Origin of the sequence: Dyadobacter sp. 32 (genome assembly GCF_902506755.1) — a bacterium.
In the GTDB taxonomy this organism is placed as follows: Bacteria; Bacteroidota; Bacteroidia; order Cytophagales; family Spirosomataceae; genus Dyadobacter.
This window is the reverse complement of the sequence record NZ_LR735258.1, coordinates 6,687,546-6,704,013: the sequence shown is the minus strand read 5'-3', so window position 1 is coordinate 6,704,013 and position 16,468 is coordinate 6,687,546. Positions and strand designations below refer to the sequence as shown.

Below are 16,468 nucleotides of genomic sequence, written 5' to 3'. Positions count from 1 at the left end.
CACAAGAAATCTTTAAACAGGTTTTGACCGTAAGTCTTGCAGCAAAAGCGCTACAAACCTTAAATAAACACTATCACAGGTTATGAATCAAAACTTACAAAAAGCTGATGGCCCCATGCTGGACAAGGTCAACAGACGTTACTTCCTAAGATCTGCCGGTGTGGCAGCAGCAACCGGTGCGCTGATCGCAGGTTGCACCCTGGACGACCATAACGTCGATCCAGGAATAAGCCTGGGTTCGGGGGATATCGGTATTCTTAACTATGCTTACGCACTCGAACAATTAGAAGCTGCGTTCTATATAGCGGTTTTAAAGAACCCCTATGGCAACATGTCGATGGAAGAAAAAACGATCCTGACGGATATCATGTATCATGAAATCATACACAGGGAGTTTTTCAAAAAGGCCCTTGGAGGTGCTGCTATTCCTGGACTTATGCCTAATTTTTCTGCTGTTAACTTTAGCGACAGAACGAGCGTGCTCACGTATGCACAGGTATTTGAAGACACAGGCGTGGCTGCTTACAATGGAGCGGGCAATCTGATTAAAGATGTTAAGTTTCTGCTTACGGCGGGTAAAATTGTTTCTGTTGAAGCACGCCATGCCTCGGCGATCAGAGATCTGATCAAACCCAACACAGATTATTTCTCGGACGACATGATCACACCAAGCGGTCTGGATTTTGCAAAAAGCCCTTCCGAGATTTTGATGGCGGTTTCACCATTTATCATGGACAAGCTGGACGGAAGTAAATTGCCTTCATAATTCTGAACCTTAAAACCGAAACAAAATGAATTTTCTTAATATACTTGAAAACCTTGAAAAGGTAGACGGCGATTTCATCGATCGCATCAAACATACTTCACGCCGTCATTTCATGAACCGCATCAGCACCAGGATGGCAACGGTAGCAGCACCAGCCATTTTTGCTTCTGTGCTTGGGAAAGCCTATGCGCAGACCACGGCGGGTCTTGACGTGTTAAACTATGCACTTTTTCTGGAATATCTGGAAGATGAATTCTACAAAATGGGCAATGCAACGAGTGGTCTGGTGATGGATCCTTACAAGACTGTTTTTGCTCAGATCGGGAAGCATGAGACGCAGCACGTGGTGTTGCTGGAAGGAGCTTTGGGAGACAAAAAAATTGCTAAGCCTGAATTCAACTTCACAAAAAACTTCCCAACTGCATTCACCAGTTTTGACACGTTTGTATTTCTTTCTCACGCATTCGAAGACACCGGCGTAAGAGCATACAAAGGACGGGCCGGAGACCTTTTGCAGATGGCGGATCTTCCTTTCCTGAAAGTGGCACTGCAAATTCACTCAGTGGAAGCGCGCCATGCATCTATATCACGTAGAATTTTGGCTAAAATCAGAAACAACCCGGCTATAAAAGGCTGGATTACCAACGATGAAGGATCTCCGGAACCCGTTTATAAAGGTTCAACCAGCGAAGCTACGGTAGTACAACTGGGCCTGAACCTGCTTGATTTCGACATGGCCGGCATCCCGAAGGACGCTTTGTTCAAGGCTGCTTCCGAGGCATTCGATGAAGTACTGACCGTGCCGGAGGTAACACAAATAGCCGGATTGTTCACAAAATAATCTCGGATCTGTTTCTTTTGATAAAGTCCTGCTGTAACTTACCCGAGCAGGACTTTATTAAAAAAATAAAAAAAATATTTCCAAAACAAACTTTCAGTATCTCACTCATTTTCAATAAATTGAATTAGGATTTAATTCGCAAAAAAAGAAAATGCGGTAAATTTTAAAGTTTTTTTCCGCATCACGAATCTGTTTGATGATTTTATACGTATGTATTTATATGCAAGCAGCAGAGTAAAAATGTTGTACGGAAAAAGAGTTTCAGTGCATTTTATTCAGGCCATAAAGCTGTACTTTTGATATAAAAATTGATTTTTGTCAATAAATAACATTAAAGATTATTGTGGAGGGTAAGGTAATACTTAGAGCGGGCTGCAAATGCAGCCCGCTCTTTTCTTGATAGGCAATCCACCCTTAGCCTCCAATATCGTAACACAAAAAAACCCTTGCAACCATTCGGTTCCAAGGGCAGTGTCACATCAGTAAAATTGTGAGTCAGTGTGCTTCCCGCTGCTTTTCTAGATTGAACAGATCATTGAGCACGTCAATGAGGGTCTCTGCCTCTCCTCTTTTACAGGCTGCCTTCAATTGCAGTACCGGTAGTTTTAATATTTTTTGCATCATACTTGTTGTGATGCGTTCCACTTTTTCCAATTCGGAATCGGAAAGATTTTTAGTAAACCGGGTCAGCTCCTCTTTCCGGATTTGTTCCAGTGCACCTTTCAGTTTCTGGATCGTAGGAGAAACGATCATTTCCTTTGACCAGTCGTTAAACTCCGTCACGGCTTCATCAATAATCTCCCTTACATGTGGTACTGCTTCCAGCCTCCGGTGCAGCGCTTCATCTGCACGGGACCTGATTGCATCAATTGTATACAGCATCACACCAGGAATCTCTTCCACTTCCGGAGACACACTTCTTGGTACAGAAAGATCTATGAAATACTTAAATGACATGCCTCTCAAACGCACCATCATTTCTTTCGTGAAAAACGGCTCTTCGGTCGCAATCGAAGTGACGATGATGTCTGCGTTGGCAATCTCCTCTTCTATTTGGTCAAAATCGGCAATTTTAAATCCGAGCTCCTGCCCTAGTTCTTCCGCTTTACTTCTGGTGCGGTTGAGTATAGTAACCTCCGCTCCCGGCCTGCCAGCCAGATTACGGCAAACATCTTTGCCAATCTCCCCAAGTCCCACGACGAGAATTTTAGGATTGGGCATGAGGCCTTCCAGCAACTCTATGGCTGCGTACGATATGGAAGCAGCGCCATCGCGGAAAAACGTTTCCTGCGCTACCCTTTTATTGGCAAAAAATATGGTATGTAAAAGTCGGTGCAAAAACGGCCCGGCAAGATTCAGGTCCGCCGTCCACTGGTAAGCATGCTTGATTTGATTGGGGATCTGCATATCACCCACCACCTGCGAATGTAGCCCGGTGGCTACTTCAAACAAATGCTGAACGGCCTCCGCTCCCCGGGAAAATTTCTCAAAATAATTCTGAAAAGGTTCCGTATCCGATATTCCCTTTTCGATCAGAAGCAGTTTAATGATCTCATCGTTAAGGTCTTCTGCTGATGAATAATATACTTCGGTCCTATTGCAGGTAGATACAACAAGTACATCGGTAATTTCAAAGAAATCCTTCAACCGAAGCATGATTCCCTTCGCACTACCCTCATTCAAAGCCAGTTGTTCCCTGATGGCAAGAGGTGCATTCCGGTGTGATAAACTTATTGACTTGAAATAATTATACATCACTGATTTGAATTCGAGTAACAAAAATACGCCACAAAATTTACATAAAGAACGCTGGCCCGGTACGGATTGTTTATTTAGAAATCATATAAATAACCTCGCCAAGATTTATGTAAATCTCCCCCACTTTATCATCCGGATAAATGACCTCAGTCAGTTTTCTGGCTGATCTATACCCAAATCAAAAAGTGAAATAATCCACTAACAGCAATAATTTTACGTTATTTGTAAATAGCTCCCACCATTGCGTGAGGTGCATGGACCACGACTATGCCATCAGAAACAAAGCCAAAGAAGCCCCGGTTCCGCATACACCCTGCTGCACTATTGAATAGTGAACGCCTCAGGGTTTCGCTGCTGGACACCTACGGGCAAAAAGGGACCTACAAATATGTGATCGGAATTATCCTGCTGGTGCTGAGTATAGGATCGCTCTTTTATACCGATCTGCTTGTGCAGGAACTGGAAGAACGGGAGGAGCGCGAAGTAGAGCTGTATGCCAAAGCGCTGCGGTCCGTAATCAGTACACCCGGCGATGAAAACTTCAATACAATTTTCATGGTGATTCAGGATGCGCTGAAATTCTATAAAATACCTGCCATCTACGTGGATGAGAACAACCTGGCAAGCCTGGATATCAACCTCGATATACCTGAAAGTGCATCGAGACGGGAAAAGGAAAGGATTAAGGAAAATATCCTTGCCGAAATGAAAACGGAACATCCGCCTATTCCGGTACAGATATCCGAGGGCCGTTTCGGATACATCTATTACAGCAATTCCTTTTTGCTGACACAACTTCGCTATTACCCGTTCCTGCAGCTCTCTGTGATGCTACTGATCGGCTATCTGGCTTATCTGGCATTCAGCTCTGCCAGGAAAGCCGAACAAAACCGGGTGTGGGTGGGACTTGCCAAAGAAACTGCACACCAGCTCGGAACTCCGCTGTCCTCACTTATGGCCTGGGTGGAGTATTTCCGAAGCGACCCAAACATTGATCCGTCCATCGCCGAAGAGATTGAAAAAGATGTGATCCGGCTGGAAATGATTACCACACGTTTCTCCAACATTGGCTCTACCCCGACGCTGAAAGAAGAGGTCGTGGCCGACATTGTCACCAACTTTATCACTTACCTGCAGAGACGGGTTTCTACCAAGGTGAAGTTTCAGGTATTCAACCAGCTGGCCGACGGACAAACCGCGCTGCTAAACAAAAACCTGTTTGAATGGGTGGTGGAGAATATTTGTAAAAATGCCGTGGATGCCATGGGCGGCATTGGCGAGATCAACATTACACTGCAATCTCCGCCACTCACCAAAGAAATCCGCATTGATATAGCCGATACCGGTAAAGGCATGACCAAGGCCAATGCCAGTAAAATCTTCAACCCGGGATTCAGCACAAAAAAACGGGGCTGGGGACTTGGCCTTACCCTTGCCAAACGGATCATCGAAAATTACCATTCCGGTAAACTTTTCGTAAAAAGCTCCGAAGTGGGAAAAGGCACTACTTTCCGTATTGTGCTGAATGCGAAGATAATTGACGAGATGGAGGGGGACAGATAGGCAACAGGTTACAAATTTAGATAAACTAAAAAGACAGCAATTTTCTGTTTCAAAGACCCTTTGGTATGAGGAATATACGATAGGTAAAACTTATTTTCCATAAACATTTGCAATGTCACCAAAAGGTTGCAAAATTTGGATCCTCAACTGTATTTTTTCAAACTACCCTTCCATCCAAATGAAAACACATTGTCCCCTACTCATCTTACTGTTCCTATCATTTTACAGCTTTGCCCAAACCATTCCCGGTGATTCGTCCATCGTGGTGCAGGGCCCGGCTTCCATCAGTCACTTTCAGGAGGCGCTCTCGCCGCAGGATCTGTACGTAAAAGGACATACCGATGCCGAGGCAAATTACAAGAAGTACAAAGGCGCCGCTACCGGTACACTTTTCGCTAGCTTGTTATCACCGCTTGTGGGGCTAATCCCGGCCATCGCCTGCTCGGCCACCGCACCCAAGATAGAAAACCTGGACTACCCGGATGCCAAACTGTTTATGAAAAAAGAATACTACGACAGCTACACCAGCAAAGCCAAGAAAATCAAATCAGGTAAAGTATGGAAAAACTGGGGAATCGGATTCGGTGTAAACCTGGTGGCCGTACTTGTGATCGCTGCTTCGGCAAATTGAGTGAGTGGGAGGCTCAACCGCTCCCGCCATCGGCAGAACGATTAAAGTCATTGAATGATCGTTGCCAAGAAGGCAGCGATCAATTCAGCAAAAGGCGCTACAAAATTGTTTTAGGAATACAGAAGAAGATTCACCTGGCTGGACGCACTGTTTTAATGTCAGGGTCGCAGAACTCACAAATACCCTGGCACCACCACGGTATCTGTTTCCATGATTTGATTACTCACGTTCAACGCCCTGTCCTTGATCCTAATCTTAAATTTCAGTGTGATGGGAACTGTAGAATTGCCATATGGATAGGAGGAATTATAATCCAACTTTCCTCTTATTGGCCCAGCCTTAACATCTGGCTTTAAAACGGGCATCCATTTAGGAATGTCTTCATTCCGTATCTTCTCCGACCACGAACCATCTGGCTGTTTGGTCAACGTTACCAGTTCGTAGTTTGGATGATTTTCGTATTCACCAGCACGCTCATCGGCCGTGTTTCCTAAATCTCCGTCTCCGTCCTCAAAGTCAATAGTAAGTATAACCTTCTCTGTAATTTTCCTTCCGGCAGAATCAAAGATGGTGTATTGTTTTATTCCATTGTATGCTATTTTGGGTGTATGACTAATATCCGGAATTTTAATACACCCCAAAAGGCTTACAGCCAAGAGGATGATTAAATTTGCAAGATTTAGCTGGCGTACCATAATTTGTTTTTTAACAATCTTTACAGACTACACATAAAAGCGCTATGCCTATCTAAATCCTGGAACGACCACAGAGTCAGATGCCGGAGTTTGATTGCTCACATTAAACGCCCGATCACGGATGCGAACCTTGAACTTAAGGGTAATCGGGACTGCACTCCTCGAATATTTGAACGTAGTATTCAAGTCCAGCTTGCCTTTAATGGGTCCCGGCTTGCCGTCGGGTTTTAAAATTGGCATAAACTTTTTCGCGTCCTCCGATCTTATGGCCTCTGTCCAGCTACCATCTTCCTGTTTGGTTATGGTTACCAACTCGTAATTACCCCAATCCTTGTATTTAATGGTATCACCACGATCCTCAGAAGTCGTTCCAAGATCCCCATCACCATCTTCGAAGTCAATGGTGATGATAACCTTTTCCTCTGACTTATTTCCGGCAGTATCCAAAATGGTGTATTGCTGGATACTGTTATAATAGATCTTGGGGGCATCACCGAAATCCGGAATATCCACGCAACCTGCCATTCCGATCGCAAAAATAAAAAATAAGCAAATGTTTAATTTCATTTTCATTACCGCAAAGCGGCTACTTTGATTGAATACTAAAAAAATAGATGACAACAAATCACGTAAGTTCCATTGACCCATTCAGAACAAATCCAGTACATGCATGAGACCCAATTTTATCTTTGCTACGATTCCGACATCCACATACCCTAATTTTTTAATAAGTCGCTGCTGTGACAAAGAACGTACCTGAAAACAATCAGCAGCAGAAATTTTACTAAGTCCATTTATCTCATCAGGTTCGATTTTGACCATCCAAGGTGCAATTTATAGTGATCCTTCCAGTCCGTAATGGGAACAATAATTTTAAGTGGTAATTTGCCCAGGTTGTCGTCATTCACTATGATTGCCGGCCTTATTTTTCTAATCTCAGCTCCCATTGTAGGATCCAAATCACTGAGCCAAATTTCACTTTGTTTCATAAAAACGCTCGAGATCAAGCGAAGTAAATGCCGTTAACTCTTGATCATTTGCATAATGCTCATAAAGCATGTCAGCTGCGAGTTTAATCTGCCTTTCAGCCGCTTCGCTCCTGATTGACTTTAATGTTTCCTCCATCACATAGATTTTTGTATCGAGGGGAAGTCGTTGAATCTCTTGTACAATATCCACAACTTGCATGATCCTAATAAATTAAATTTGAATCTTTACTCCAATACCACACACTACCTTGACCATTTTATGACACAATCACTCGCAATTTGGTTGCATAACCCGTAAATTTGTATTTCCTTTTTTACGAAAGTAACAGTATTGAAACTTCCAAGCAACAAAAACCCTGCCGAAATCCGCTCCGAACTGAGACAACAGGTACTTGCATTGACAGCGGGGCAATTCGAAGAACTCGCCATGCAAATTTTTCGGTACCAGGCAGCTCAAAACCCTACTTACAAAGAATATATTTCCTATCGTAAAACGGACGTGAACCGAATAGAGCGCTTAACGGAGGTTCCCTTTCTTCCGATCCAATTCTTCAAAAGTCATTTGATCAGAACCGGCGGATCGCTGGCGCCACTGGTTACATTTGAAAGCAGCGGAACAAGTGGTACCAACACCAGTCGCCATCAACTCCACGATGCTCCGCTCTACAAAACCATCTCCACAAGCATCTTTCAGCAACAATACGGCGAACTAAGCCAGTACCACCTGCTTGCCCTTCTGCCTTCTTATCTTGAACGAAACAACTCCTCGCTGGTGTATATGATTCGTCATTTTATTGATCAGACCGCGTCCGATTTCTCAGGATTTTATTTAAAGAACACGGAGGAAATGCTTAAAAAGTTGCAGTACCTGGCAGAAAATCAGGATGGCAAACCCGTTCTGCTTATGGGTGTCACTTTTGCCCTGCTGGACCTGGCCGAAAGCGGCTACGACCTTTCGTTTCTGCAAAAGATAGACAATTTACTGATTATGGATACAGGTGGCATGAAAGGACGCCGGGAGGAGCTCCTCCGGGAAGAAGTGCACGACATCTTAACAAAGCAATTCGGAGTCGCAAGAATCCATTCAGAATATGGAATGACCGAGCTCCTTTCGCAGAGCTATTCAAAGGGGGATGGCTTGTTCTCACCGGGTTTTACCATGCGTATTTTATTGCGGGAGGTCAATGATCCTTTTTCCATTTTCGACCACCGAATGAACCTGAAAAAAACAGGAGGTATCAATGTGGTGGACCTGGCCAATCTGGATAGCTGTTCTTTCATTGAAACACAGGACCTGGGCAGGTTCGGAGAAGAACCCGACACCTTCTATATCATGGGCCGGTTCGACAATTCGGATATCCGGGGATGCAATCTGATGGCGCTCTGAACCCTTATTTGTGCCGATTACTGAATATCCTCATTTAAGGCTACCACATTAATGCCTTTTTAATGAACTGCAATAAATTGATTTACAAAATCTTATCTTCCATCTTCATTATATAGAATTGTTCTAACCAACCAAAAAACAGATTATTCTCTAAATTAGCATATCTATTCAAATTGCATTAATCTAATGTAATTTTACATTTTTGATTGCTAACCTTATTAAGTGAATAAAATGAAAAGACGTGATGCACTTAGCCGCGTGGCGCTATTGATGGGTGGTGCCATCTCTGCCCCCACCATGCTGGCTTTTCTTGAGGGCTGTAAATCCGCAAATGAGACTTCGGGCGGAATTGCTTTTCCATTTTCAGCAGAACAAAAAAACCTTGTGGCGGAGATAGCGGAGATAATTATTCCAAAAACGGATACACCAGGAGCAAAGGATGCCAAAGTGGGTGAGTTTATCGAGATGATGCTTAAGGACTGTTATGCCGCAAAAGATCAGGACAGTTTTGCAGCCGGGCTTAAAGAGCTGGAAGGTAAAAATTTCCTGAAGGCCTCTCCTGCCGAACAAGTTACCTTGCTCACCGCCATGGAAAAAACGGCAAAGGAAGACATGGCCAAGACTGGTGAAGAAAAAAAGAAAGCCACAGAAGCTGGCAAAGAGTATACCGACCCCGGTGTACCATTCTTCCGTCTGGTAAAGGAACTCACGTTGCTGGGATACTTTACATCCGAGGAGGGGGCTACCAAAGCACTGGAATATGTACCGGTACCAGGTCGGTATGATGGTTGCATTGACCTGAAACCTGGACAAAAGGCCTGGGCGATGTAATCTAAATGGGTCGCGTTCGACAAAGGAGAATGGAGAGATGAATGAAGGAGGAAGGAGAGGAAGGAAAAACCGCTATAGATTTCAAAGATCATCTGTCTCATTACAGGCAACAAGGCGGATGGCTAATCGCTAAAAGCTACTTTCTTCTTACTGGTTAAAAGTCAAATATTTATTCTGAAAAATTATTCACAATGAATCTGAACATAAAGGCAACAAAACAAAACACATTCGATGCCATCGTAGTGGGATCGGGTATTAGCGGCGGATGGGCCGCCAAAGAATTGTGCGAAAAAGGATTAAAAGTGGCCATGCTGGAAAGAGGGCGGGACATCAAACACATTACTGATTATAAGACTGCCACGCTGGCACCCTGGGAAATAGATCACCGCGGGCGTGTAACTTCGGTAGCCAAAGAAGAATATTGGGCAGGGATGCGTACAGGGTATACGGCTAACGGAGAACACCGCTACCTTTTTGAAAATGATAAAGAAAATCCCTACCAGGAAACACGCAAGTTTGACTGGATCCGTGCATACCACACGGGCGGGCGCTCTTTGCTTTGGGGGCGGCAGAGCTACAGGCTCAATCCGGCCGACTTTGAGGCCAATGCTAAAGAGGGGATTGGTGTAGACTGGCCCATCCGATACAATGATATCGCACCCTGGTATGATTACGTGGAGAAATTTGCGGGGATCAGCGGCGCGAAGGACGGACTGGACGTACTACCGGACGGACAATTCCTCCCTCCTATGCAGATGAACTGTGTTGAAAAAGATGTAAAGAGTGAGATTGAAAAGAAATTTGCAGGCAGGCACATCATCATGGGCCGTGCTGCCCACCTGACCCAGCCTCAGGCTTTTCATACCGAATTAGGACGTGCAGCATGCCAGTTCCGGAACATGTGTATGAGGGGCTGTCCGTACGGAGCCTATTTCAGTACCCAATCCTCCACACTTCCGGCTGCTCAGAAAACCGGTAATCTGACGCTGATCAACGATTCCATCGTATCGGAAGTCATATATGATGACAAACTTGGAAAGGTGACCGGTGTTCGGATCATCAATCAGAATACACTTGAAACCAAGGAGTATTATGCAAAGATCATTTTTATGAATGCCTCAGCGATTGCCTCAGCTTCAATCCTGATGAATTCAAAATCCAAACGGTTTCCAAATGGATTGGGCAATGAAAGTGATCAGCTGGGACGTAACATCATGGACCATCACCTGGCCGTGGGCGCTCGTTCGCAAGCACCCGGATATGAAGACAAATACTATTTCGGGCGTCGTGCGAACGGAATATATATACCACGTTACCGTAACTGGGGAACCGACAAAAGGGATTACGTACGGGGCTTCGGCTACCAGGGTGGCGCGAGCCGCGAAAGCTGGGGACGCGGAGCAGGCATGGACGGGTTTGGAGCGGACTTCAAGAAGCAACTATCGGAACCAGGTGGCTGGACAATGAATATTCAGGGTTTTGGTGAGATGCTCCCCGACGAAAAAAATCGCTTCACGCTGCATGCAACAGACAAGGACAAATGGGGGCTTCCCCAGGTTGTATTCGATGCGGCATACGGTGAAAACGAGAAAAAAATGCGGGTAGACATGATGAACGATGCGGCCGAAATGCTGGAATCTGCGGGCATGAAAAATGTAACGCCTTATAATGACGAATCCAAACACCCCGGAATCGGTATTCACGAGATGGGAACGGCAAGAATGGGCAATGACCCCAAAACCTCGGTTCTCAATAAATATAACCAGGTATGGGGTGCGGAGAATGTTTTTGTAACGGACGGCGCCTTTATGACATCGGCATCGTGCGTCAATCCATCACTTACTTACATGGCCATGACCGCCCGCGCCGCAGATCATGCTGTGAAAGAGCTTAAAAAGATGAATATTTAGATTACCCCTGCAGTCCGGCATGCATGCAACCGAACTCAAAAGACTTGTTCATCATCGGTCATTGGCTCTTTGGGGCTCACTAGCAAAAATAGTTGGGAATTAACTTCAAAAGCCTTGCAGGTAAAATCTGCGAGGCTTTTGCTTTATGGTTCAGATAGCCCGTTTTTTACAGATATCGGTATTCTGAGGTAATCAACGGTATAATGAAGCCAGACTACCCTATAGCATAGACCAACCTTTGTCCTTATAACCAACCACAAGTTTGAAAACTTCTTCACTTCCGGCACCACAGCGTGTCTCGTCCGTAGATGCCTATCGCGGATTTGTGATGTTTTTAATGATGGCCGAAGTACTGAGTTTCGGCAAAGTTGCAGATGCAATTCCATCCAGTAAGTTCTGGGCATTTTTAGATTTTCATCAAAGCCATGTTCCCTGGGTTGGCTGTTCTTTGCACGACCTGATTCAACCCTCATTTTCCTTTTTGGTGGGCGTAGCACTCCCGTACTCCATGGCCAGCAGGGCAAGTCAGCACCAGAACACCGGCACCATGTGGTTTCATACGATTCGAAGATCACTGATTTTGATCCTGCTGGGGATTTTCCTGCGCTCTATGCACGCCGATCAGACAAATTTTACTTTTGAAGATACGCTTACCCAGATTGGCCTTGGCTATCCGTTCCTTTTTGCACTTGGTTTCGCCTCAGAGCGTATCCAATGGGGAGCACTGGCTGCGATCCTGGTGGGCTACGGTGTACTTTTTGCATTGTATCCAACACCAGGCCCCTATTTCGACTGGGCAGAAACAAATGTCACGGCCGATTGGCAGCATAACCTGCAGGGTTTCGCTGCGCACTGGAACAAGAACACCAATGCAGCCTGGGCGTTTGACCGTTGGTTTATGAATCTGTTCCCCCGCACCACCTCCTTTCGCTTTAATGGTGGAGGTTACAGCACGCTGAGCTTTATACCGACCCTCGGCACGATGGTTTTAGGATTAATCGCCGGACAATGGTTAAAGAATGCCACCATTTCGACTCTCTTGATCAAACGATTCCTCATCACCGCTGCCATCCTGTTTGCCAGCGGGCTTGCATTGGATCTGCTGGGAATCAACCCCATTGTGAAAAGAATCTGGACCCCGGCCTGGGTGCTGTTCAGTGGCGGATGGGCATTTGTATTGCTGGCTGGATTTTATTACCTGGTTGATGTAAAAGGGTGGAAATCCTGGTTTTACTGGCTCATCGTGGTGGGCACCAATTCTATCGCTGCTTACATCATTGCCCACACCATTGACAGTTTTATTGCCGACTCATTTCGTATCCACATCGGACCGGACTATAATTTAATTTTCGGACAAGCTTACCGCACCCTGGTGAGCGGAGCAATCATTCTTCTCGTAGAATGGTGGATTCTGAACTGGATGTATAAAAAGAAAATCTTTATCAAAATATAGACGCCATTCGATTTTGATTGGGTAGAACAAAAGCGGTAATGATCAAAAAGTTAGTTTTTCAAATAAAAAGTCGGGCATGAGGTTTCTGCAATCAATTCATCACATCGCCATTATCTGTGCTGATTATAACGTTTCGAAGCATTTTTATACGGAGGTGCTGGGTTTTAACATAGAAAGAGAGGTTTATCGCGAGGCAAGAGAATCCTATAAACTTGATCTCTCACTGAATGGCCTTTACTGCATCGAGCTCTTCTCCTTCCCCAACCCGCCAGAAAGACCATCGCGTCCCGAAGCAACCGGATTGAGGCATATTGCTTTTGAGGTAGATGATATTGAAGACTCCATTTCCTATCTGAAATCCAAAGATGTTGAAGCCGAGCCCATCCGGGTTGATGAATTTACCGGTAAACGTTTTACCTTCTTCGCTGATCCCGACGGACTTCCTATTGAGTTATACGAAAAAAATCATCCTCCTCAAACAATATAGCAAACACCTAAAATCTGACCAGCCTAGACAGCCCTAAGACGATCGTTATTTACCGCCTCCTGACTGGATAAAATTTCATAAAACTCCGTGATACGGATCAAATGCGCATCAATCATCCGCCTGGTCTCCGAATCACGATCCAAATAAGTATGCAATGACCGATACGAATTTAACATCCCACTTTCCATCTTACTCAGGTAACCCATCACCTGCTCCTTCTCTTCCATACCTCTCAGGCTATTCTCCCTCAGCTCGTTGATTACGAGCCTATCATCCAGCTCTTTATCATTCAAAAGACATTTGAAATAATCGTATACAGTCTTGATCTCTTTCTGAAATAAAATAGCGCTGAAATGCCCCTGTGTGAGCATCTTGCGTAAAGAACCCATCTTGTCCTTTTGCAACGCCAGAAGATATAGAATCTCCCGCCGTTTCTGTTCATGCCACAGCGAGCTGATTTTCAAAACCAACTCTCCCCCGTTCAAATCTTTCTTATTCATCGCAATACATGTTGAGTATGGCGTTATTATCACAATTACTGTGCCGGGAAGTAACAATTCCGACGATTAAAAAAATATTTACAGCTCATACAGGGAAATTTACATATATTATAGAATTAATGCCCTCCGGATGTCACATCCAGAGACATTTATGCGTAGATCAATCAGGGGGAACCGAAATCAAGGATGCGTATATTTGAGCCCAATGTGTGCAATCCCGAGATGTTATTTTTATACTCTAAGTAAAGAGCATAACTTTGTTGGTCATAAAAGAAGATAACCATGACACGTTAAATGAAATTTGAGGTAGAACCACAGTTCCCTCTTCTACAAATTCAGTATTCTATGCATAATACCCGATTGCTTTTTTTTCTGTTTTTTTTGACTGCAGTCAGTTCCTGTAAGACCAAACCACCCGTACAAAAGGTCGTCCAGCAACCGGCCGCATTGATTGAAATTGGTAACGAAAAATTCTCCGCAGAAGACTTCCAGGAATCTTACTCGAAAAACAAGTTCGCTACTGACTCTGCCAGGGGGCTCACACCTCAGGAATATCTTCCCCTTTACACCGACCTGAAATTAAAAGTACTTCAGGCCCGGGAAGATGGACGCGATACCACATCGGATTATAAAGAAGAAATTGCATCCTATCGGGAACAACTCGCTAAAAACTTTCTGGTGGACAAGGCCATGGTTGAAAAACTTTCCATGGAAGCATACAACCGGATGAAGCAGGAGGTGCGGGCATCACATATTCTGATACAGGTTTCGGAGGATGCCTCCCCCGCCGACACACTGCAGGGTTACCGTGCGGCCATAGCCATGCGTGGACGATTGGAAGAAGGTTCTGATTTCGGAGATTTAGCTGCAAAGTTCTCCAAAGATCCCACTGCCGCTAAAAACAAAGGCGATCTTGGGTACAATACCGTATTTCAAACGTTGTATCCCTTTGAGACGGTCATGTACAACCTGTCAGTCGGCAAGAATTCACAGCCTGTCCGTACCCGCGCAGGGTATCACATCATCAAGGTGACCGATCGACGCGCCAACCGCGGTAGTGTAAAAATAGCCCACATCATGACCCGCATTGATAATAAGTCAACGGAAACCGATAAAAAGGAGGCATCCGCCAGAATTCAGGAAGCTTATGAGAAACTTCAGGACGGCCAGGAATGGAACAAAATCGCTGAAGCCTATTCTGATGATAAAGAATCAAGCAAAAATCAGGGGATTCTTCCTGTATTCGGTGTGGGACAAATGACACCTGAAATTGAAGAAGCCGCATTTTCACTCACAAAGGTCAATAGTTATTCCAAACCCATCCTGAGTCCCTACGGATGGCATATTGTGAAGCTATTGGAAAAAAAGGGACTGGAGCCATATGCGAATTTATCGTCCATGATCAGGCAAAAGGTCGTTACAGATTCCCGCGGTAAGGTTTTGGAACAAATGATGGCCAAACGCCTGCGTGAAAAACTGAAGGTTACTGAGTTTCCCGACCAGTGGCAGCTTGTGGCACCTCTTGCGGACAGCACCCTTATCAACGCCCGATGGGATTATCAAAAACCCGTTAGCACGGATTGGGCACAAAGTGTGCTTTTCACTATTGAAACCCAAAGTTATGACGCGCTGTCGTTTTTAAAGCATGTAAAAACCCGGCAACAGGTTCGGCCAGGCGATTCATCACCATCGGTTATTTTCCGACGCTATTACAACGACTACTTAAACGACAAACTGGTTCAGTACGAAAAAGACCACCTGGAAGAGCAGTCGCCGGAGTTCCGGAGCCTGATCAATGAAATAAAGGAGGGTGTACTGCTTTCACAGGTGATGGAGGAAAATGTTTGGCAGCGTGCGTTGTCAGATTCTGTTGGTCAGAAAAATCTATATTCCCAAAACCCAACCCGCTACCAATATCCCGAACGCGCGCTGGCTACCATCGTGACCGCACCTGATACGCAGACGGTGAACCGGATTCGGAAGACCTTATTGAAAAGTCCTTATCTGCTGGAAAGAATCACCCCTGAAATTACTTTTGCCGAAGGAAGTTCAGCCATTCCCAAGGAGCAGATGCAGCAGCTCAACGATCTTTTGATCATTCTGGAAAGAAACCCTGATTACATGGTGGAAATTGCAGGCTATCGTATGCCCAAGGAGTCCGAACAACTATCAGCAACCCGGATCAGAAACGTCGTTAAATTTTTGACTGCCAAAAAGATTTCGCTCATCCGTATCATAGAAAAAGATTACGGGTCATTTCGGCAGGCTGTCGAGCCCGAAAGAAACAGAAGGGTCGGTTTCCAGTTTTTTAGCCAATCGAAAAAAGATGTGGAGAAAGTCTATAATTCGCAGACACCCGATGCCGTTAGCATTAACGATGGATATTTCGCCAAAAACAATGCACTATTGAATCAGGCAAAATGGGTGACGGGTGAACAAACGCTAACGTTAAACGGGTTCAGCCGCTGGATCATGATCGAGAAAATAGAAGCACCCAGGGTTAAAACCTTTAACGAAGCAAGAGGTACGGTAATCAACGAATACCAGAAAGAATTGGAAAAACAATGGCTGGCCAAACTGCAGCAGAAGTTTCCGGTGAAAGTGAATGAACAAGAATTAGATAAAATTAAGCGTTAAACGTAAATTAGCATTTCCGT

General features: G+C 44.8%; 17 protein-coding genes. 10 read left to right on the top strand and 7 right to left on the bottom strand.

Annotated elements, in window-relative coordinates; translation table 11 throughout:
* Window positions 1-82 precede the first annotated feature (82 nt).
* Together DYADSP32_RS27430 and DYADSP32_RS27425 are read left to right on the top strand one after the other, a co-directional pair.
* Window positions 83-766, top strand: coding sequence for a ferritin-like domain-containing protein (locus DYADSP32_RS27430; protein ID WP_149239773.1), 684 nt, complete (start codon window positions 83-85; stop codon window positions 764-766).
* Window positions 767-791: 25 nt separating this feature from the next.
* Complete coding sequence (locus DYADSP32_RS27425; protein WP_149239774.1) at window positions 792-1,607, top strand: ferritin-like domain-containing protein; 816 nt, start codon at window positions 792-794, stop codon at window positions 1,605-1,607.
* Window positions 1,608-2,102: 495 nt separating this feature from the next.
* Here DYADSP32_RS27425 and hemA read toward each other — a convergent pair whose 3' ends face one another.
* Window positions 2,103-3,362 (bottom strand): glutamyl-tRNA reductase, encoded by a 1,260-nt coding sequence (gene hemA, locus DYADSP32_RS27420; protein ID WP_149239775.1) that lies wholly within the window; start codon window positions 3,360-3,362, stop codon window positions 2,103-2,105.
* A 270-nt stretch (window positions 3,363-3,632) separates the two neighbouring features.
* On the opposite strand from hemA, the gene DYADSP32_RS27415 reads away from it, so the two are divergent.
* Window positions 3,633-4,928, top strand: coding sequence for a sensor histidine kinase (locus DYADSP32_RS27415; protein ID WP_149239776.1), 1,296 nt, complete (start codon window positions 3,633-3,635; stop codon window positions 4,926-4,928).
* Between the two features lie 178 nt (window positions 4,929-5,106).
* Window positions 5,107-5,559 (top strand): hypothetical protein, encoded by a 453-nt coding sequence (locus tag DYADSP32_RS27410; protein ID WP_149239777.1) that lies wholly within the window; start codon window positions 5,107-5,109, stop codon window positions 5,557-5,559.
* Window positions 5,560-5,732: 173 nt separating this feature from the next.
* Here DYADSP32_RS27410 and DYADSP32_RS27405 read toward each other — a convergent pair whose 3' ends face one another.
* The 5 genes from DYADSP32_RS27405 to DYADSP32_RS27385 form a co-directional block, all read right to left on the bottom strand.
* Window positions 5,733-6,254 (bottom strand): hypothetical protein, encoded by a 522-nt coding sequence (locus DYADSP32_RS27405; protein ID WP_149239778.1) that lies wholly within the window; start codon window positions 6,252-6,254, stop codon window positions 5,733-5,735.
* A gap of 48 nt (window positions 6,255-6,302) precedes the next feature.
* Window positions 6,303-6,821, bottom strand: coding sequence for a hypothetical protein (locus tag DYADSP32_RS27400; protein ID WP_149239779.1), 519 nt, complete (start codon window positions 6,819-6,821; stop codon window positions 6,303-6,305).
* 81 nt (window positions 6,822-6,902) lie between these two features.
* Window positions 6,903-7,076 carry a type II toxin-antitoxin system PemK/MazF family toxin gene (locus tag DYADSP32_RS27395; RefSeq protein ID WP_414618099.1) on the bottom strand — a complete coding sequence of 58 codons (174 nt, stop codon included), beginning with the start codon at window positions 7,074-7,076 and terminating at the stop codon, window positions 6,903-6,905.
* Entirely contained in the window at window positions 7,049-7,201 is a 153-nt protein-coding gene (locus DYADSP32_RS27390) for a type II toxin-antitoxin system PemK/MazF family toxin (protein WP_414618186.1), read from the bottom strand. Before DYADSP32_RS27390 ends, DYADSP32_RS27395 begins: the two co-directional genes overlap by 28 nt.
* A gap of 28 nt (window positions 7,202-7,229) precedes the next feature.
* Window positions 7,230-7,442, bottom strand: a complete 213-nt coding sequence (locus DYADSP32_RS27385; protein WP_149239780.1) for a hypothetical protein — start codon at window positions 7,440-7,442, stop codon at window positions 7,230-7,232.
* A 132-nt stretch (window positions 7,443-7,574) separates the two neighbouring features.
* Between DYADSP32_RS27385 and DYADSP32_RS27380 the strand changes: the two genes are divergently transcribed.
* The 5 genes from DYADSP32_RS27380 to DYADSP32_RS27360 all read left to right on the top strand — a co-directional run bounded on the left by DYADSP32_RS27380 (window position 7,575) and on the right by DYADSP32_RS27360 (window position 13,311).
* Window positions 7,575-8,630, top strand: a complete 1,056-nt coding sequence (locus DYADSP32_RS27380; RefSeq protein ID WP_149239781.1) for an acyl transferase — start codon at window positions 7,575-7,577, stop codon at window positions 8,628-8,630.
* 231 nt (window positions 8,631-8,861) lie between these two features.
* The gene (locus DYADSP32_RS27375; protein ID WP_149239782.1) at window positions 8,862-9,461 is read left to right on the top strand and encodes a gluconate 2-dehydrogenase subunit 3 family protein; all 600 of its coding nucleotides are present in this window, start codon (window positions 8,862-8,864) and stop codon (window positions 9,459-9,461) included.
* 191 nt (window positions 9,462-9,652) lie between these two features.
* Window positions 9,653-11,371 carry a GMC family oxidoreductase gene (locus tag DYADSP32_RS27370; protein WP_149239783.1) on the top strand — a complete coding sequence of 573 codons (1,719 nt, stop codon included), beginning with the start codon at window positions 9,653-9,655 and terminating at the stop codon, window positions 11,369-11,371.
* 262 nt (window positions 11,372-11,633) lie between these two features.
* A complete protein-coding gene (locus DYADSP32_RS27365) occupies window positions 11,634-12,824 on the top strand; it encodes an acyltransferase family protein (protein ID WP_414618098.1) in 1,191 nt (396 codons plus the stop codon).
* Window positions 12,825-12,900: 76 nt separating this feature from the next.
* Complete coding sequence (locus DYADSP32_RS27360; RefSeq protein WP_149239784.1) at window positions 12,901-13,311, top strand: VOC family protein; 411 nt, start codon at window positions 12,901-12,903, stop codon at window positions 13,309-13,311.
* Between the two features lie 23 nt (window positions 13,312-13,334).
* On the opposite strand, the gene DYADSP32_RS27355 is transcribed toward DYADSP32_RS27360, so the two are convergent.
* Window positions 13,335-13,811 carry a hypothetical protein gene (locus DYADSP32_RS27355; protein WP_149239785.1) on the bottom strand — a complete coding sequence of 159 codons (477 nt, stop codon included), beginning with the start codon at window positions 13,809-13,811 and terminating at the stop codon, window positions 13,335-13,337.
* A 345-nt stretch (window positions 13,812-14,156) separates the two neighbouring features.
* On the opposite strand from DYADSP32_RS27355, the gene DYADSP32_RS27350 reads away from it, so the two are divergent.
* A complete protein-coding gene (locus tag DYADSP32_RS27350) occupies window positions 14,157-16,448 on the top strand; it encodes a peptidylprolyl isomerase (RefSeq protein WP_149239786.1) in 2,292 nt (763 codons plus the stop codon).
* The last annotated feature ends 20 nt before the right edge of the window (window positions 16,449-16,468 follow it).

Coding starts and splice junctions, on each gene's coding strand:
- DYADSP32_RS27410 (WP_149239777.1), top strand. CDS start 5,107: ATGAAAACACATTGTCCCCTACTCATCTTACTGTTCCTATCATTTTAC.
- DYADSP32_RS27390 (WP_414618186.1), bottom strand. CDS start 7,201: ATGGGAGCTGAGATTAGAAAAATAAGGCCGGCAATCATAGTGAATGAC.
- DYADSP32_RS27405 (WP_149239778.1), bottom strand. CDS start 6,254: ATGGTACGCCAGCTAAATCTTGCAAATTTAATCATCCTCTTGGCTGTA.
- DYADSP32_RS27355 (WP_149239785.1), bottom strand. CDS start 13,811: ATGAATAAGAAAGATTTGAACGGGGGAGAGTTGGTTTTGAAAATCAGC.
- hemA (WP_149239775.1), bottom strand. CDS start 3,362: ATGTATAATTATTTCAAGTCAATAAGTTTATCACACCGGAATGCACCT.
- DYADSP32_RS27350 (WP_149239786.1), top strand. CDS start 14,157: ATGCATAATACCCGATTGCTTTTTTTTCTGTTTTTTTTGACTGCAGTC.
- DYADSP32_RS27360 (WP_149239784.1), top strand. CDS start 12,901: ATGAGGTTTCTGCAATCAATTCATCACATCGCCATTATCTGTGCTGAT.
- DYADSP32_RS27395 (WP_414618099.1), bottom strand. CDS start 7,076: ATGGTCAAAATCGAACCTGATGAGATAAATGGACTTAGTAAAATTTCT.
- DYADSP32_RS27425 (WP_149239774.1), top strand. CDS start 792: ATGAATTTTCTTAATATACTTGAAAACCTTGAAAAGGTAGACGGCGAT.
- DYADSP32_RS27370 (WP_149239783.1), top strand. CDS start 9,653: ATGAATCTGAACATAAAGGCAACAAAACAAAACACATTCGATGCCATC.
- DYADSP32_RS27415 (WP_149239776.1), top strand. CDS start 3,633: ATGCCATCAGAAACAAAGCCAAAGAAGCCCCGGTTCCGCATACACCCT.
- DYADSP32_RS27375 (WP_149239782.1), top strand. CDS start 8,862: ATGAAAAGACGTGATGCACTTAGCCGCGTGGCGCTATTGATGGGTGGT.
- DYADSP32_RS27385 (WP_149239780.1), bottom strand. CDS start 7,442: ATGCAAGTTGTGGATATTGTACAAGAGATTCAACGACTTCCCCTCGAT.
- DYADSP32_RS27400 (WP_149239779.1), bottom strand. CDS start 6,821: ATGAAATTAAACATTTGCTTATTTTTTATTTTTGCGATCGGAATGGCA.
- DYADSP32_RS27430 (WP_149239773.1), top strand. CDS start 83: ATGAATCAAAACTTACAAAAAGCTGATGGCCCCATGCTGGACAAGGTC.